General features: G+C 60.8%; 15 protein-coding genes. 4 read left to right on the forward strand and 11 right to left on the reverse strand.

Annotated elements, in window-relative coordinates; all coding sequences use genetic code 11:
- Positions 1 to 8 precede the first annotated feature (8 nt).
- Positions 9 to 914 (reverse strand): LysR family transcriptional regulator, encoded by a 906-nt coding sequence (locus tag AC1RQB_RS12960; RefSeq protein WP_063340331.1) that lies wholly within the window; start codon positions 912 to 914, stop codon positions 9 to 11.
- 162 nt (positions 915 to 1,076) lie between these two features.
- Here AC1RQB_RS12960 and AC1RQB_RS12965 point away from each other — a divergent pair, with 162 nt between their 5' ends.
- Positions 1,077 to 2,093, forward strand: coding sequence for an alpha/beta hydrolase (locus tag AC1RQB_RS12965; protein WP_063340332.1), 1,017 nt, complete (start codon positions 1,077 to 1,079; stop codon positions 2,091 to 2,093).
- A gap of 63 nt (positions 2,094 to 2,156) precedes the next feature.
- On the forward strand, positions 2,157 to 3,584 hold the full coding sequence (locus AC1RQB_RS12970; protein ID WP_063340333.1) for a mechanosensitive ion channel family protein: 1,428 nt from the start codon (positions 2,157 to 2,159) through the stop codon (positions 3,582 to 3,584).
- 89 nt (positions 3,585 to 3,673) lie between these two features.
- On the opposite strand, the gene ycaC is transcribed toward AC1RQB_RS12970, so the two are convergent.
- From ycaC to AC1RQB_RS13000, 6 genes are all read right to left on the reverse strand, one after another.
- Positions 3,674 to 4,300, reverse strand: coding sequence for an isochorismate family cysteine hydrolase YcaC (ycaC, locus tag AC1RQB_RS12975; RefSeq protein WP_063340334.1), 627 nt, complete (start codon positions 4,298 to 4,300; stop codon positions 3,674 to 3,676).
- Positions 4,301 to 4,370: 70 nt separating this feature from the next.
- On the reverse strand, positions 4,371 to 6,209 hold the full coding sequence (locus AC1RQB_RS12980) for an amidohydrolase (RefSeq protein WP_063340335.1): 1,839 nt from the start codon (positions 6,207 to 6,209) through the stop codon (positions 4,371 to 4,373).
- Between the two features lie 9 nt (positions 6,210 to 6,218).
- Positions 6,219 to 6,809, reverse strand: a complete 591-nt coding sequence (locus tag AC1RQB_RS12985) for an antibiotic biosynthesis monooxygenase (protein WP_063340336.1) — start codon at positions 6,807 to 6,809, stop codon at positions 6,219 to 6,221.
- The gene (locus AC1RQB_RS12990) at positions 6,802 to 7,218 is read right to left on the reverse strand and encodes a DoxX family protein (protein WP_063340337.1); all 417 of its coding nucleotides are present in this window, start codon (positions 7,216 to 7,218) and stop codon (positions 6,802 to 6,804) included. The genes AC1RQB_RS12985 and AC1RQB_RS12990 overlap by 8 nt, the downstream gene beginning before the upstream one ends.
- A 275-nt stretch (positions 7,219 to 7,493) precedes the next feature.
- On the reverse strand, positions 7,494 to 7,862 hold the full coding sequence (locus AC1RQB_RS12995; protein WP_063340338.1) for a DUF6124 family protein: 369 nt from the start codon (positions 7,860 to 7,862) through the stop codon (positions 7,494 to 7,496).
- Positions 7,863 to 8,388: 526 nt separating this feature from the next.
- Positions 8,389 to 9,312: a LysR family transcriptional regulator gene (locus AC1RQB_RS13000; RefSeq protein ID WP_063340339.1), complete on the reverse strand. Its 924-nt coding sequence runs from the start codon at positions 9,310 to 9,312 to the stop codon at positions 8,389 to 8,391.
- 225 nt (positions 9,313 to 9,537) lie between these two features.
- On the opposite strand from AC1RQB_RS13000, the gene AC1RQB_RS13005 reads away from it, so the two are divergent.
- A complete protein-coding gene (locus AC1RQB_RS13005) occupies positions 9,538 to 10,005 on the forward strand; it encodes a helix-turn-helix domain-containing protein (protein WP_063340340.1) in 468 nt (155 codons plus the stop codon).
- Between the two features lie 33 nt (positions 10,006 to 10,038).
- Here AC1RQB_RS13005 and AC1RQB_RS13010 read toward each other — a convergent pair whose 3' ends face one another.
- Together AC1RQB_RS13010 and AC1RQB_RS13015 are read right to left on the reverse strand one after the other, a co-directional pair.
- Positions 10,039 to 10,863 carry an alpha/beta fold hydrolase gene (locus AC1RQB_RS13010; RefSeq protein ID WP_007900788.1) on the reverse strand — a complete coding sequence of 275 codons (825 nt, stop codon included), beginning with the start codon at positions 10,861 to 10,863 and terminating at the stop codon, positions 10,039 to 10,041.
- A gap of 34 nt (positions 10,864 to 10,897) precedes the next feature.
- Positions 10,898 to 11,473 (reverse strand): flavodoxin family protein, encoded by a 576-nt coding sequence (locus AC1RQB_RS13015; RefSeq protein WP_063340341.1) that lies wholly within the window; start codon positions 11,471 to 11,473, stop codon positions 10,898 to 10,900.
- Between the two features lie 323 nt (positions 11,474 to 11,796).
- On the opposite strand from AC1RQB_RS13015, the gene AC1RQB_RS13020 reads away from it, so the two are divergent.
- Positions 11,797 to 14,601, forward strand: a complete 2,805-nt coding sequence (locus AC1RQB_RS13020; RefSeq protein ID WP_063340342.1) for an ATP-binding protein — start codon at positions 11,797 to 11,799, stop codon at positions 14,599 to 14,601.
- On the opposite strand, the gene AC1RQB_RS13025 is transcribed toward AC1RQB_RS13020, so the two are convergent.
- Together AC1RQB_RS13025 and AC1RQB_RS13030 are read right to left on the reverse strand one after the other, a co-directional pair.
- Positions 14,566 to 16,044 (reverse strand): ATP-binding protein, encoded by a 1,479-nt coding sequence (locus tag AC1RQB_RS13025; RefSeq protein ID WP_063340343.1) that lies wholly within the window; start codon positions 16,042 to 16,044, stop codon positions 14,566 to 14,568. The two genes, AC1RQB_RS13020 and AC1RQB_RS13025, sit on opposite strands and share 36 nt — an antisense overlap.
- A 186-nt stretch (positions 16,045 to 16,230) precedes the next feature.
- Complete coding sequence (locus tag AC1RQB_RS13030; protein ID WP_063340344.1) at positions 16,231 to 17,181, reverse strand: GlxA family transcriptional regulator; 951 nt, start codon at positions 17,179 to 17,181, stop codon at positions 16,231 to 16,233.
- Positions 17,182 to 17,338: the final 157 nt, after the last annotated feature.

The following is a 17,338-nucleotide window of genomic DNA, read 5'->3' on the forward strand; positions in this document are numbered from 1 at the left end:
TCTTGTAATCACCGGTGGTGCGAACCCTCTTCGCCTTGATTCAACCGCTCACGCAAGAACTCGATCAGCGCCTGCACCGGTCGTGACCTCTGGCGATGCTGCGGGTAGACGGCCGACAAGGTCAGCGGCTTGGGGCGCAAATCATCCAGCACTGGTACAAGTCGGCCGTCCTCAAGGGCCGAACCGATGATGAAGGTCGGCAGGTACGTGATGCCCATACCGGCAATGGCAGCGTCCTTGAGCAATTCACCATTGTTGACCCGCATCCGCCCAGTGACGTTGATGTTCTGCGGCTTGCCCTGCCCCTCGAAACGCCATTGCACCTGACGACCGTGGCCGTAAGGCAGGCAATCATGGGTGTGTAAATCCTCGGGTTTAAGCGGCGTACCCCGCTCGGCCAGATACGCCGGGCTGGCACAGTACAGCCGCTCGATGGAGGCGAGACGTCGGGCGATCAGTGTCGAGTCTTCCAGCACGCCGATGCGCAATGCCAAATCGTAGCCCTCACCGAGTAAGTCCACTGGTCGATCACTCAGGTCGACTTCCACGGTGACCTCGCGATAACGCTGCAAAAACTCCGGTAACAGACAGCCCAGATGCGCCACGGCAAACGACAACGGTGCGCTCAGGCGAATGGTGCCGCGAGGCTCGGTGGTCTGCCCGGCGATGCCCTGCTCCACTTGCTCGACTTCGCTGAGCAGGCGCAAGGCTGATTCGTAATAACTCTGCCCCAGCGGCGTAACGTCCAACCGCCGGGTCGAACGGTTGAGCAGGCGCACGCCGAGGCGCTCTTCCAGTTGCATCAAGCGGCGGCTGACAAACTGCTTGGACAACCCTAGTTGATCAGCCGCCGCGGTGAAGCTGCCGGAGTCCATGACCTGGCAAAACATACGCATATCTTCGAACGGGTTCATTGTCACTCTCTGGTTGACAGTTATTCGCTTTATAGCCGCTTTTTCACTTTCCGACACCTCATTAATCTGTGCTCACGGTGTTGCTGAGGCCCGAACCCCAGTGCCACAGCAGCCCGATCCCAAGGCATACAAAAACTCAAACGATATAAAAAGGAATTGCACATGAACATCAAGAAAACCCTCGCCACTTCCGTTCTCGCCCTGTCCATCGGCAACGCATTCGCCGCCGGCGGCCCCGGTGTCGAACACAACACCCAGGCCTTCCTCGATGCCCTCGCCGCCGGCGGTGGCAAACCGCTGGAACAGCTGAGCCCGAAAGACGCCCGCGCCGTGTTGACCGGCGCCCAGGCTTCGGTGAAGGTTGATCTGTCGGGTATTGAAATCAGCGACAAGGCGATCAAGGTCGACGGCCAGACCATCAACCTGAAAGTGGTGCGACCGGCCAAGGTCAAGGGCGAGTTGCCGGTGTTCATGTTCTTCCACGGTGGCGGCTGGGTATTGGGCGACTTCCCGACGCACCAGCGCCTGATCCGTGACCTGGTAGTGGGCTCCGGCGCAGTCGCGGTATACGTCGACTACACGCCGTCGCCGGAAGCGCAATACCCGACCGCCATCAACCAGGCCTACACCGCGACGAAATGGGTGGCCGCGCATGGCAAAGAGATCGGTGTCGATGGCAAGCGACTGGCGGTGGCCGGCAACAGCGTCGGCGGCAACATGGCGGCGGTCGTGGCGCTGATGGCCAAGGAACAGAAAACACCTGCCCTGCGCTTCCAGCTGTTGATGTGGCCGGTGACCAACGCACAGTTCGACGACGGCTCGTACCAGCAATTCGCCGAGGGGCATTTCCTCACCAAAGGGATGATGCAGTGGTTCTGGGACAACTACACCACCAACCCGGCCGAGCGTGCGCAGATTCATGCCTCGCCGCTCAACGCCAGCGCCGAACAACTCAAGGGCCTGCCTGCCGCACTGGTGCAGACCGCCGAATTCGACGTGCTGCGTGACGAAGGCGAAGGCTACGCCCGCCACCTCGATGCGGCCGGTGTGCCGGTGACCTCGGTGCGCTACAACGGGATGATTCATGACTTTGGCCTGCTCAATCCGCTGAATCAGATTCCGGAAGTCAAAGCGGCGGTACGTCAGGCCGCGGCCGAGCTCAAGACGCATCTGAACTAAGTCCAACCTCTCGCCACACCCCAGGGTGTGGCGAGTTTTTTTGTGCCCGTTGGAGTGCAATCCATGAGCCTTTTCTCTGCCCACCTGTTGCCTTGGAGCGCCCTGCTGCTGGTGCTCGACGCCCTGCTCTGGCACCTCGTCCCGTTCAAGCATCGCGCGCCGCGGGTCGGCGTGCGTCTGGTGCTGTTTCTGGCGTTCAGTGCGCTGGTCATCAATGCCGGCGTCAGCCCGTTGCAGGCACCATTGTTTGCCGATGACCCGGTGGCGCAACTCGGTGCAACGGCGCTGGGGATACTCTGGTGGCTGTACGCCGCATGGGTGCTCACGGAAGTGTTCGGTCTGGTGCTGATGCGCCGCATAGGTCACAGCGGCCGTTTGTTGCAGGACGTGATCGGTGCACTGGTGTTTCTGGCCTCCATTGTCGCGGCCGCCGGTTATGTGCTGGATCTGCCAGTCAAAGGTCTGCTCGCGACGTCCGGCGTGTTCGCCATCGTAGTCGGTCTGGCGCTGCAGAGTACGTTGGCCGATGTGTTCTGCGGCATCGTGCTGAATACCACCAAACCCTATCAGGTGGACGACTTTGTCGTTATTGATGGCGTCGAGGGTAAAGTGCTGGACATCAACTGGCGCGCCACGCACCTGTTGAGCAGCGCCGGCACGATGGCCGTGGTGCCGAACTCGGTGGCGGCCAAGGCCAAGATCGTCAACCTCAGCCGCCCAAACAACCTGCACGGGGTGTCGATCAGCATCAAGGTGGCGAACCACATCCGCCCACGCCGGGTGCTCGACGCCCTCGACCGCACGCTGCAAGGCAGCAGCAGTCTGTTGCTCTCGCCCGCGCCAAAAGCGGTGCTCAAAGAGGCCGGCGAAGAGATGTCCGAATACGTGGCCAGCGGGTTCATCGCCGAGCTGGGCAAAAAGAGCGACGTGCGCAATCAACTGTTCGACCTCGCCCACCGCCATCTGGAAGCGGCCGGCATCTCGCGACACCCCGACGGCGTGATCGAACCCTCGCCCCGCGCCCGCGCGCTGCTCGATGAAGTGAAGATTTTCCGCTCGCTGAGCCATGAAGAACGTGATCGCCTCGCCGAATCGATGGTCGCGCAACAATACGCCGCAGGTCAGGTGGTGCTGGATCTGGATGAAGTGCCGGACAGCCTGTTCGTGATCGCCACCGGCGTCGTCAGCGCCAGCGTGCCGGACGGCAATGGTTTCACCGAGGCCGGTCGCATGGGGCCGAGCGAAGTCATGGGGGAACAGAGCATCCTGGCCGATACGCCGTCGCAGGCGACGTTCACCGCGCTGACATCTTCGATCATCTACCGTCTCGATAAGAACCTGACCCGCCAGTGCATGGAACAGCGCAGCGAAGTGGGCCGGGCATTGAACAAGTTGCAGGCGGTGCGCCAGCAGAACAGTCGGCTGGCGTTGATGGCCAAACCGGCACCGATCAGCAAAGGGGGATTTTTGGGATGGTTGCAAAAACGCTAAAAGCAAAAGATCGCAGCCGACGGCAGCTCCTACAGGAGGAACGCATTCCAATTGTAGGAGCTGCCGCAGGCTGCGATCTTTTGATCTTCTTACTTGGCAGTGAACTTGGTGTAGCTGTTGATCAGGTTGCGGTAGTTCGGGATGCGCTGGGACAACAGGTTGGCCAGGCCTTCCATGTCGTTGCGCCAGTCGCCCTGCAACTCGCAAGCCACGGAGAACCAGTTCAGCAGTTGCGCACCGGCAGCCGACATGCGAGCCCACGCCGCTTGTTGCACCGTAGTGTTGAAGGTGCCGGAGGCGTCGGTTACCACGAACACTTCAAAACCTTCAGCCAGTGCCGACAACGTCGGGAACGCCACACACACGTCAGTTACAACACCGGCAATGATCAGCTGCTTGCGGCCGGTGGCCTTCACGGCTTTGACGAAGTCTTCATTGTCCCAGGCGTTGATCTGGCCCGGGCGTGCAATGAACGGAGCGTCCGGGAACTGCTCTTTGAGTTCCGGCACGATCGGGCCATTCGGGCCGCTGTCGAAACTGGTGGTGAGGACGGTCGGCAGGTTAAAGAACTTGGCGATGTCGCCCAGGGCCAGCACGTTGTTCTTGAATTCGTTAGGCGAGAAATCCTGCACCAACGAGATCAGGCCAGTCTGGTGATCAACCAGCAATACCACTGCATCATCTTTGTTCAGACGTTTGTAAGGAACGTTGCTCATGTGAAACTCCTCGGGGAGATGGACTTACCTCAGGGGCGCCGACACACCAGGCCGGCGCATTGTTTAATCACTAGAAGGCAAAACACGAGCAGCCAAACGCGCCCCAGAACCCCTGGAAATCGCTGACCGGTGCGTTCGACAAACGCGCCCGCTCATGGCTGTGGGAATGCACCGCGCACGGCCCGCTGCACTGGTGAACCTGCGCCTGCATCGGTGAAGCCGGACGCCAGTGACCCGGCACCTTGACCACCGGTGACCAGTCCGGCAGCACTGGCACGCTGGCCGGCCCGAGTTTCTCGAAGTCACCGGCGGCGTACACCACCTTGCCGCCAACCACGGTCAACACCGACTCGATCCACTTGATCGCTTCTTCCTCGACGCTGAAGAAGTCGGCGCTCAGGGCGGCGACGTCGGCCAGTTGTCCGACTTTGATCTGGCCTTTCTTGCCCTGCTCCGACGAGAACCAGGCACTGCCGTGGGTGAACAGTTCCAGCGCGGTCTGCCGGGACAGGCCTTCGCTGTGCAGTGCCAGCCCGCCGACGGTGCGACCGCTGACCATCCAGTACAACGAGGTCCAAGGGTTGTAGCTGGACACTCGAGTCGCATCGGTGCCGGCCCCCACCGGTACACCCTCGGCCAGCATGCGCTTGATCGGTGGCGTGTTTTCAGCGGCCTTGGCGCCGTAACGCTCGGCGAAATACTCACCCTGGAACGCCATGCGGTCCTGGATCGCAATGCCACCGCCCAGTGCCCTCACCCGCTCGATGTTCTGTGGGGTGATGGTTTCGGCGTGGTCGAAAAACCATGGCAAACCATTGAATGGAATGTCGCGGTTGACCTTCTCGAACACATCAAGCATGCGGCTGATGGACTCGTTGTAGGTCGCATGCAAACGGAACGGCCAGCGCTGCTCGACGAGGTGGCGAACCACCGTTTCCAGCTCGTCTTCCATGGTTTGCGGCAGGTCCGGACGCGGTTCGAGGAAGTCCTCGAAGTCCGCCGCTGAGAACACCAGCATCTCGCCGGCGCCGTTGTGCCGCAGGAAGTCGTCGCCCTGGTGCAACTTGACGCTGCCGGTCCAGTTCTTGAAATCGGTCAGTTCTTCCTTGGGCTTCTGGGTGAACAGGTTGTAGGCGATGCGCACGGTCAGTTGCTGGTCTTTGGCCAACTGCTCGATCACCGCGTAGTCGTCCGGGTAATTCTGGAAACCACCGCCGGCGTCGATGGCACTGGTCAGGCCGAGGCGATTGAGTTCGCGCATGAACTGGCGGGTCGAGTTGACTTGATACTCCAGCGGCAACTTCGGCCCCTTGGCCAGGGTCGAGTACAGAATCATCGCGTTCGGCCGCGCCACCAGCATGCCGGTCGGCTCGCCGTTGGCATCACGCACAATCTCGCCACCCGGCGGGTTCGGCGTGTTGCGGGTGTAGCCGGCGACGCGCAGTGCCGCGCGGTTGAGCAAGGCGCGGTCGTACAAATGCAGCACGAACACCGGCGTATCGGGTGCGGCCTGGTTGAGTTCTTCCAGGGTCGGCATGCGTTTTTCGGCGAACTGGAATTCGTTCCAGCCACCCACCACCCGAACCCACTGCGGCGTCGGCGTGCGGTCGGCCTGATCCTTGAGCATGCGCAAGGCATCGGCCAGGGACGGCACACCTTCCCAGCGCAATTCGAGGTTGTAGTTCAAACCACCGCGGATCAGGTGCAAGTGCGAGTCGTTGAGGCCGGGGATGACGCAACGGCCCTTGAGGTCAATGACCTGCGTGCCCGAACCGCGCAGGGCCATGGCGTCGGCATCGGTACCAACCGCGACGAAGCGGCCGTCGCTGATCGCCACGGCGCTGGCGAGGGGCTTCTCACGGTCAACGGTATGGAACTGGCCATTGAACAGAATCAGATCGGCGTTCATCGCGTTTCCTTAAGGCTGTGTGGAATGGGACTGGCCGGCTTCCAGCCACGGCGCGAACAGGCGCGTGGCCAGCGGCATAAAGACGTACACCACCGACAGCACAATGGTCAGGGTGATCAGGAAAGTGGCGACCACGTAGTTGGACAGGAATGCATTGAGCTGCAACAGCGGCCCCCAAAGCAGCGGCACCAGCAAGGTGTGCGGCAGGATCACCAACAGCGTCACCACGGCCTGCTTCCAGCGCGGCGGTGGTGAGCCGGCCTCAGCCAGCGGTGAGAACCAGAACTCATTGACCGGGTTGACCTCGGTCTGGTCGCCGTCGGCCAGCATCGGCGCGGCTTCATCGACCAGCGCCTGGCGCTGCGGCGAATCGAGCCAGCGCTGCATCGCTTCGGTGGAGCAAAAACGCAACACGCAGGTGAACAGGTCGAGGCCACCGCTCTTGCCGCGAATCACATCCACGCCCAAGTGTCCCTCGCGTTGCCCGGCCACGCTGACGATGTTGCGCAGCCAGGCTTCATAGTCCGCTTCAAAACCGGCCTTGACCCGGTGCTTGACGATCAGCGTCACGATCTCATCGATACGATTGGAATCAGGCATAACGGAGGGCTCCGGCGAGACGAACATTGAGCGCCAGCCGTCCCGGCCCGGCGATGAAAATGCTGGTGAACAGAATCAACAGCAGCCAACCGAACTGCCCCTCGGCCACACTCCATTGCGGATGCACGACCAGCAGCGCCACCAGCAGCACAAACAAAATGGGCAGGCACGCCAGACGCACCAGCACACCGACAACGATCAGCAGCGGGCACAGCACTTCGGCGAAGATCGCCAGGATTAGCGTGAGGTGAGCGCCGAGGTGGAACGGGTCTTCGATGCGTTGCAATTCGGCGCTGTAATCGAGCACTTTCGGCAAGCCATGCACGCCCAGCAAAAACAGTGCGCCACTGACCCGCAGAAACAGCAGCCCGAGATGTTGAGCCCGTTCATCCCATTGCGAAGCGTTCATGGCCCCTACCCTTGATCAATCATTGCCCTGAATAGTGCAGCGACGGGGTAGGGAAAAATTGAATGTACGTGCTCTCTTTGCTCAACACGCTGAACGCCAAAACGACACAAAACCCTGTGGGAGCGGGCTTGCCCGCGAAAGCGCTGTGTCATTCAACGGTGATGTCGACTGACCCGACGCCATCGCGGGCAAGCCCGCTCCCACAGGGTTTTGTGTGTGCTCACTACTGCTCAGGCACAAAAAACGGCCCGAAGGCCGTTTCGTATCGAATCCGGTCAGACGGCCGGGGCTGCCTTCAGCTCCAGACTATCCAGCGCCCGACTCACAGCCAGTTCACCCAGCATGATGAGCTGCGCGACGCCCAGTATCGTATTGCGCTGCGGCCCCTCCAGAAACCCGGCACAGTCACTGGCAATCACCTTGGCCGAGGCAAAGGATTCGCTGGCATTGGCCAGTAGCTCTTCGATGTCGATGCCCGGGGCGACGGTGTAAATCGTGCTCGGTTTGCGCGAGGTCTTGGGGTCGGACGGTTTGAGGTAGTGATCAAGAGCACGCTCGGCGGCTTCGTTGAGTTTTTTGGGATCGAGAGGATCGTAGGGGGAAACGTCGTCGGTTCCTGGCGGGTTAGGTGTGGCTTTGAACATGGTGAGTCTCCGTTATACCTGATGGAACCACCAGTACCTGTCGCTAAACAAGTAAGGGTGGCGGCTGTACGCAGGTTAGCGAACCGAGAGGTATAAGACCCGGCAGACCCGAGGGCCTCCCGCGCACAGCCACCATATCGAAACTGCAGACATGGAATGCCTGCAATATGACGGAGCGTTGTTGCGCTTATACCTGTTCAAGTCGCTAAACCCGATCGCTGATTGGCAGCGATGCGGAAACGATAAAGACCAGGCCCAAAGCACACAAGCCGGCGGATTCTGGCGCAGTCGTAGGCAACGGCGCAAGGATCTGTAGCTTTCAGGAAGTAACGCTAAACACCATTAAACACAGCCCTCGAATCAACACACATTCCCCTGTGGGAGCGGGCTTGCTCGCGAAGGCGGTGTGTCATTCAACGGTGATGTCGACTGACCCGACGCCTTCGCGGGCAAGCCCGCTCCCACAGTTGGACGGTGTGGGTATGCAAGATGGGTCGTCTCAAAAGATCGCAGCCTTCGGCAGCGCCTACGGAGTTGGTATTTTCAGGGGCTCGGACATGAACTGACTGATCCGCGAGCGCAGCCATTTTTCGGCTGGATCGTTGTCATGCACCCCGCTCCATGCCATCGACAACTGCGCGGCGTCGATAGGAAACGGCGGATCTTCGGCGCGCAAGGTACATCCCTCGACCAGCGCACACGCAGCGTAATCCGGCACCGTGGCAATCATCTCGGTGCCGGCCAACAACGCCCGTAAGCCACTGAATTGCGGCACGCCCAGCACCACGCGGCGAGAGCGGCCGACCTTGGCCAGATCCATATCGATGTTGCCGCTCAGGTCACCGGAGAACGACACCATCGCGTGCGGCCGCGCGCAATATTCGTCGAGGGTCAGCGGCCCTGGACGATTGTCACCGCGCAGCACTTTGCAGGGAATGTCGCGCAGGCGTTTGCGTTTGGCATTGGCCGGCAGGTCGGTGGTGTAACTCACCCCCACCGAAATCTCGCCAGACGCGAGCAACGCCGGCATCAGCAGATAGTTGGCACGACGCACCACGACCACGATCCCCGGCGCTTCTTCTTGCAGTTTGCGCAACAACGGCGGAAACAGTCCGAACTCGGCATCGTCCGACAGCCCGATGCGAAACACATCGCAACTGCTCGCCGGGTCAAACTCCTTGGCCCGGCTGACCGCTCCGGAAATGGTGTCCATCGCCGGTTGCAACTCCTTGAGAATCGCCAGTGCCCGCGCCGTCGGTTCCATGCCGCGACCATTGCGCAGCAACAACGGATCGTCGAACAAATCACGCAGCCGTCCCAGCGCAGCACTCACCGCCGGTTGGCCCATGAACAGTTTCTCGGCGACGCGAGTCAGGTTTTTTTCGAACATCAACGCCTCGAAAATCACCAGCAGGTTCATGTCGACGCGGCGCAGATCATTACGGTTCATATGCACAATCCCATGGTGTTTTCGGCCAGGCACGAAGGTTGACGAGCATCTGACTTTACTCGAGACGGCCCGCCCGGATCGAGGAATTAACAACGTTTAACTCGCAAGCCAAAGCCCTCGCGACCAAGAATGAAGCCTTCTGCGCAGACTTGTTTTTCAGACAAGGGAACGTGCTGACCCCCCGTGCAGTGCATCCGCGCGCGCCCATCGACACGGACATCGGCCATGGCTCTCATTCAGCAAAACGCGATCAAGGCGGCGTGTGCCATTGAAACGCAAAAAAAAACCACGGGCGGCCTTAGCCCCTGGCGTGAAACTCTGGTCAAGCAACTGATCCTCGACCATCTCGACGACCCCCTGGAAGTGACCGAACTGGCACGGGCCTGTGCCCTGTCGCGCAGTCATTTTTCCCGTGCATTCAAGTGCAGCATCGGTGTTTCACCGCAGGACTGGATTCGTCTGCAACGCATCGCCCGGGCCAAGCATTTGATCCAGAACACCGACATGACCCTGACGCAAATCAGCCTGGAATGTGGCTTCTGCGATCAGGCACATTTCTCCCATATCTTCACCCGCAGCGAAGGCATCACACCGTTCGCCTGGCGTTGCCGAACGGTGCGTTCTCTTCCCCCTCTCACAATCAAAAGATCGCAGCCTTCGCCAGCTCCTACGGCCGCTCACATAACCGCGTAGGAGCTGGCGCAGCCTGCGATCTTTTGATCTTGATCAGCCCTTGATGAACGCCAGCAGATCTTCGTTGAGTTGATCCTTGTGGGTGTCGGTCAGGCCGTGGGGCGCTCCCGGATAGACCTTCAAGATGGAGCCCTTGACCAGTTTTGCCGCAGCGATACCAGCGGCTTCGATCGGCACGACCTGGTCGTCGTCGCCATGCACCACCAGGGTCGGCACATCGAACTTCTTCAGGTCTTCGGTAAAGTCGGTTTCGGAGAACGCCTTGATGCAGTCATACGCGTTCTTGTGGCCGGACATCATGCCCTGCAGCCAGAACCAGTCGATCATGCCTTGGGACGGCTTGGCACCCGGGCGATTGAAGCCAAAGAACGGACCGCTGGCCAGATCCTTGTACAGCTGCGAACGGTCGGCCAGGGACGCCTGACGAATACCGTCGAACACTTCCAGCGGCAAGCCGCCCGGGTTGGCCTCGGTCTTGAGCATCAACGGCGGCACCGAGGAAATCAGCCCGGCCTTGGCCACTCGACCAGTGCCGTGGCGACCGATGTAGCGCGCCACTTCGCCACCGCCGGTGGAGAAGCCGAACAGCACGGCGTTTTGCAGGTCCAGATGCTCTATCAGCTGCGCCAGATCATCGGCGTAAGTGTCCATCTCATTGCCGAACCATGGCTGGCTCGAACGCCCGTGACCACGGCGATCATGGGCGATGACCCGATAGCCTTTCGAAGCCAGGAAGATCATCTGCGACTCCCAGCTGTCAGCGTTCAATGGCCAACCGTGGCTGAAGACGATTGGCTGACCTGTGCCCCAGTCCTTGTAGTAAATCTCGGTGCCGTCTCGGGTGGTAAAGGTGCTCATGGTGATGTCTCCTCATGCATGGTTTTTGTGGCGGTTAATAAGAGGTGCGGACCATTCGTTCGGCCAGGCGCGCCACCCGTTCGCCCAAATGCGCGGCAGTGCGGCGGTCTTCGGGCGGCGGTGCAAGGTCGGGGGACTGTTCGACGTTCGATTGGGCCATGGCCCCCAGCGAACTGCCGAGACGGTTCAACTGCCCATCGAACAGGCCCGTGCTGCTGCGCGCCGGCAGCAGGTCGAGGCCGACCCAGATCATCGAGTGCTGGGCGGCGAACACTGCCATCTGCTGCAAGGTGTTGAGCTTGTCGCCGCACAGGCAGCCTGAGTTGGTGAAGCCGGCGGCGAGTTTGTCGCGCCAGGGCTGGGCCAGGTAGAACGAGGCGGTAGCGTCCATGAAGCCCTTGAAGGCTGCCGAGGCACTGCCCATGTAGGTCGGGGCGCCAAAGATGATTGCATCGGCGCGGTGCAAGCGTTCCCAGTGATCGTCCACTTCTTCGACCGGAATCAGCCTACAGATGCTACCCAAGTGCCGTTCCACACCCTGGCCCACGGCCTCGGCCATGACCCGGGTGTGCCCGTAGCCACTGTGATAGACCACCACCACGTTGCTCATTCCGGTTCCTCCAGAAGGGTTCATCCTTTTTGCGGCACGCTTTTTGGTGCAAGAAGGCCGGTGCCTTCGGTTGAACTTGAAGGGATGGATTTTTGAGCGTAGACCGGACACACGACGAGTTAAACGTTGTTAATTTTCAACGGGGCGCCCACGCACCCGGCCAACACCGCACCCAATAAATACGGGATCGACAAGCGCTGACGGGAATCCAGCAGCCGATGCACACACCGACGAGGTGCACGACAGAGCATTGCACTGCCGAAAAAACCTGAGGAATATGCCCCGATACCGTGCGATAGACGGATGCAAGCAGGAGTGACCCGTTGACCCTTTCTCCCGAACAGGCCATCCATTTCGGCCCTTACCGGATTTACCCCGGACAACGCCTGGTGATGGAGGCCGACCAGCCCTTGCGCCTGGGTCGGCGAGCCATGGACATTCTGTTGATCCTGCTGGAACACGCCGGGCAGGTGGTGAGCAAACAGCAACTGATCGCCCGGGTCTGGCCCAAAAGCGTGGTGGAAGACATCAACCTGCGGGTGCACATGGCGGCGCTGCGCAAGGCCCTCGGTGATGGTCAGGCCGGCCAGCGCTACATCATCACCGTTGCTCAGCGCGGCTACAGCTTTGTCGCGCCGTTCTCTGTGGAGCACATAGAGCAAAGCCCGAAAAGCGCCGAAAATGGATCGATCCGGCATAACCTGCCAATCCGTCGGACCCGCATGATTGGTCGTCAGGCTCTGGTCGACAGCGTGATAACGCAATTGACGCGGCAGCGTTTCATCACCCTCGTGGGCCCCGGCGGAATTGGCAAGACCACGGTGGCGCTGCGCGTCGCCGAGCAATTGATCGGCCGCTACCGAGACGGCATTCGCCTGCTGGACCTGGCACCGATCAACGACCCTTTGATGATCACCACGCACTTGGCAACGCTGCTGGATTTATCCTTGCACGACGCCGAACCCATGAGCGGTCTCGCCACGTTCCTGCGCGAACGGCAGATGCTGCTGGTCATCGACAATTGCGAACACTTGATCGATGCCATTGCGTTGCTCAGTGAAAGCATCCTGCGCGCGGCGCCCCAAGTGCACATTCTGGCCACCAGCCGCGAGAGCCTGCGGGCCGAAGGCGAGTTCGTGCAGCGCCTGGAATCGCTGGACTGCCCACCGCCCATCGCCGTGCTCGACCGCGCTCAGGCCCTGACGTTTTCGGCGCTGCAATTGTTTGTCGAACGGGCGATGGCCAGCCACGACAGTTTCGAACTGAGCGAAGCCGAACTGCCGCTGGCGATTGAAATCTGTCGGCGCCTGGACGGGATACCGCTGGCCATCGAACTGGCGGCGGCACAAGTGGACAGCCTGGGATTGAGTGGGTTGCTGTCGCAACTGCAAGGCAGTTTTCGTCTGCTCACCCAGGGCTGCCAGACAACCTTGGGCCGCCATCAGACCCTGCGCGCCACACTGGACTGGAGCTTTGAACTGCTCAATGCCTGCGAGCAAACCTGCCTGCGCCGATTGGGCGTGTTCCGGGGTGGTTTCACCCTGGAGTCGGCGGCCGCGGTGATCGTCGGTGAACACCTCGAGCCCGATGTGGTATTCGGCTCAATCACCCAATTGGTCGCCAAGTCGTTGCTGAACGTGGAAGTCGGCGACGAAGAAGTGTTCTACCGGCTGCTCGACACCACACGTGGTTATGCACTGGAAAAACTCGCCCAGGCCCAGGAATTGCCGGACACCCGCGAGCGCCACGCCGAACGCTGCCTGACCTTGATGCAGCAAGCCCGGAACGACTGGGAACAGATCTCGAGCGAGCGCTGGACCGAGCGTTACGCCCGCAACCTGGAAGACATCCGTGCTGCACTTGATTGGGGCTTGAAAGCTCAAGGGCCGCAGGCCTTGGCGATCCGCCTCGCTGCAACCTCGACGCCGCTGTGGCAGGAACTGTCGCTGCTCAAGGAGCACGGCGTGTATGTGCGCAAAGCTTTGGCATTGCTCGAAGCGACGCATCAGCCCTGCCCGCATGTGACCATGACCCTCAAGCTTGCCCTCGGCAGTTCCTGCTACCACACCCTGGGCAGCAGCGACGAAGCCGTCGAAGCGTTCGTCCGCGCCAAACACCTGGCCGAACACTGCAACGATGTGGCCGGTCAGCTCAAAGCGATTTCCGGGCACTTGGCGGTTGATCTTAGTTGCGGCCACTACCAACAGGCCCTGGAGCAGAGCCGACAATTTGAGCGGTTGGGGCTGCACGGTGACGCGGCGTTGTCCCTGAGCACCCAACGCTTGCGGGTTCTGGCCCTGCACTTTGCCGGGGATCAGGCTCTGGCGCGGGAGAATGTCGAACAGGTTATTCAATGCCTGGCCCAGAGCGGTTACCTCAACCGCTTCACCTACTGTTTTGGTGTGCATTACGATCAAAGCGTCGCAGCCCTGACGATTCTGGCGCGCATTCTCTGGTTACAAGGGCACCCGGAAAAAGCCTGGCACACCGCACGACAGGCACTCGACATCGCGATGCAGATCAATCATGGCACGTCCATCTGCTACACCCTGGCGCTGGCCGGTTGCCTGATCGCTCATTACAACGGCGACACCCCGGTCGCCCGCGAGCTCCTGAACCTGCTGCTTGAACAGGCGAAGAAACACTCGGTGCTGCTGTTCTACAGCTGGGCCAAACATTACGCGCAGGTGATCGAGGGGGCCGATGCGCCCTCGTCATCGCGAGCTAACACCGGGTTGATCAAGGAAATCATGGTCACGCTGGACAGCCGTTTCATCGATGACGCATTGCTGGAACGAGCCGAAAGCGGCGCGGCGGGTTGGAGCACCGCGGAAATTCTGCGAGCCCGGGCCGACGCGTTGCTGGCAGAGGATTGTCCGACCCGGGTCAGTGCGGCCGAGGCCGTGCTGCTCAAGGCGTTAGCCGTGGCAAAAGCCCAGGGAGCGCTGGCCTGGGAACTGCGTAGCGCCACGTCACTGGCCCACCTGTGGCAGCGTCAGGGTCACTTTCAGCAAGCCCATGAGCTGTTGGCGCCGATTTACCAGCGCTTCACCGAAGGCTTTGCTACACCGGACTTGACGAAAGTCCGTCGCCTACTCGACGAGCTGCAACGACACCTGCCCGGCTGATGTCCAGCGTGCCCGGCTGATGTAGCGGGCATGACGCCGTTCAAAGGCACGCAAATGACCGCTGTGTTCGAGTTTCTCCAAGACGTAGATACGGGTGGTGTTGAGGAAACGGTAACGGGTCACACCACTGCCCTGCTCCACCGACAGCAGTGATTTGCGCGCCAGCCGCTCTACGATTTCGACCAGGCAGCTGGGCCGCAGCACCGCGCAACTGATCACGCCAATCGCCGAGTCCAGCGTGAACGCCATCTTGAACACCGCCAGCCGCTGCAACACGGTTTGCTCCATCGGGCTCAGCTGTTCATAGCTCCAGTCCAGTGCGGCTTTCAGGCTCTGATGCCGTGGCAGAGCGGTGCGCCGGCCTTGAGTCAACAACTGCAAGCAGTTGCCGAGTTGCGCTTGCAACCCCACCAGCGCCAACGCATCGATCTGCGCCACTGCCAGCTCAATGGCCAAGGGCAGGCCGTCGAGCCGCCGACAGATTTCGCGCACGGCCTTGAGATCCTGTTGGCGCAGAGCGAACCCTTGCTGACGTGCTCGGGCGCGGCTGACCAACAGCTGCACCGCCGAATAATCCATGGCCTCGGCCACGCTGTATATCGCTGAGGCCGGCGGCACCGCCAGGGCCGGTACATGCAGCAGCGTTTCTCCCGCCGCTCGCAGGGGTTCGCGGCTGGTGGCCAGGATCGACAACCGTGGCGCCGAGGCCAGCAAATCGTCCACCACTGCCCGACAGCATTCGAGCAGGTGATCACAATTGTCGAGCACCACCAAGGCATGCCGCTGCTCCAGCGCCGCCCCGCCAACGTCCAGTTCCAGCGTGCGCGACAGATGCTCGACGAGTTGCGCCGGGTCATCGATGGCCGCCAGATCAACCCTCCAGACGCCGTCGCGATAGTGCTGCAACAGCAGCTCGGCCACGCGCAACGCCACGGTAGTTTTGCCAATGCCGGCGGGACCAATCAAAGTCATGAGGCGTCGAACCGGCAACTGCCGGACCACACTGCCGATGATCGAGTCGCGACCGGTCACCGGCGTGAGCCGGGCAGGCAGATTGTGTTGAGGCTTGTGCTGCGTCTCGACGGGCACCGACGTGCCTGCCCGGTCACACTGCACCGGGGCGATGAAGCTGTAGCCGCGCTGGGGAATATTGACGATGTAGCGCTGCTCGTTCTGGCCGTCGCCGAGTGCCCGACGCAGGGCGGCGATGTGCACGCGCAGGTTGATTTCCTCAACCACCGAGGTCGGCCAGACGTGGGCAATCAGGGCATCCTTGCTCACCACTGAACCGGCGCGCTCGACCAGCACCTGCAAAATATCCAGGGCCCGCCCGCCCATGCGCAGCGGGCGATCCCCCTCCAGGATCAATCGCTGACGCAGGTGAAAGGCGTAGGGCCCGAACCGCAGCACCGCATCGCTGTTTACATTTCTGAGGCTGTTCATGCACGTTCATGCGCTGAAAACCTGGGCCGGCTCAAGGCACTGCAAAATCCATCGCACCGGTCCATCCAGGCTCCCGCACCTCCATGGCAAAGAGTTCATGGGTATCTTGGCAGGCATGGGTGACGGCACAACGGCCACGGGAGGAGCATCACGGCCATCAAGGTGCGCGTGACGGACAACGCCCCCCTAACTGAACTGTTCGCGGTACTGGGTGGGTGTCAGGCCGAGCTTTTCACTGAACAAAAAACGCATGTGCCGCACGCTGCCGAAACCACTTTTGAAGGCCACGGTCTTGAGTGGCACGTCACTGCTTTCCAGCAGGTTCCTGGCACAATCGATGCGCGCATTTTGCAGAAACTCCATGGGCGTCATGTTCACTTCCCGGGCGAAAACCCGGGCGAAGTGCCGCGTACTCATGTTCACCAGGCTGGCCATGCGTTCGATGCTGAACGCTTCATCGAGGTGTTCGAGCACATGGTTCTGCACCCGGGTGATCGGCGTTTCATGGGGTGCCACTGCCGCCATCAACGGGCTGAACTGCGCCTGCCCACCCTGGCGTTTCATTACCACCAACAACACCTTGGCAACGTCCTGGGCGACCTTCTTGCCATGGTCTTCGGCAACCACCGCGAGCGCCAGGTCGATGCCAGCGGTGACACCGCCAGAGGTGATGAGATTGCGATCTTGTACGTAAATCTGATCGGTCTCGACGGTGGCCTTGGGGAAGCCTTTGATCAGGCGCTCGGTGTAATGCCAGTGAGTGGTCACGCGATAACCGTCCAGCAGCCCGGCATGCCCGAGCACGAATGCGCCGGTGCAGATCGACCCATAACGGTTCGCCCGGGTGACAGCGCCCTGAAGCCAGGCGAGCAATGACGGATGTTTTTCGTTGTAGGCCCCCGGGCCACCGGGCACCAGCAACAAGTCATAGCGCTCGTTCGCTTGATCGATGTGCAAATCGGCCTGAACGTTAACGCCGTTTGAGGCTCGCAGCGCGCCCGGCTCGGTGCCGATGGTCGACAGCTCATAACGGTCCGCCGAATCCAGATAACGATTGGCGATGGAAAACACCTCCATGGGACCGGCCATGTCGAGCAGAAGAAAGTCGGGGAACAGCACCATTGCCACGGTTTTCATGGATTGGACATCACTGATATCAGAGAAGAAGGATGATAGCGTCAGCAGCGCTGAGCATTATGGCCAAATGTAACAACAATGATACGTGAACCAGCACCAAATACTGTCAACTTGAAAGAGACAGTATTTCAATTTTCATCTACTTATTGCACAAAAC

It is taken from the genome of Pseudomonas sp. GW822-FHT02E03 (assembly GCF_058802325.1).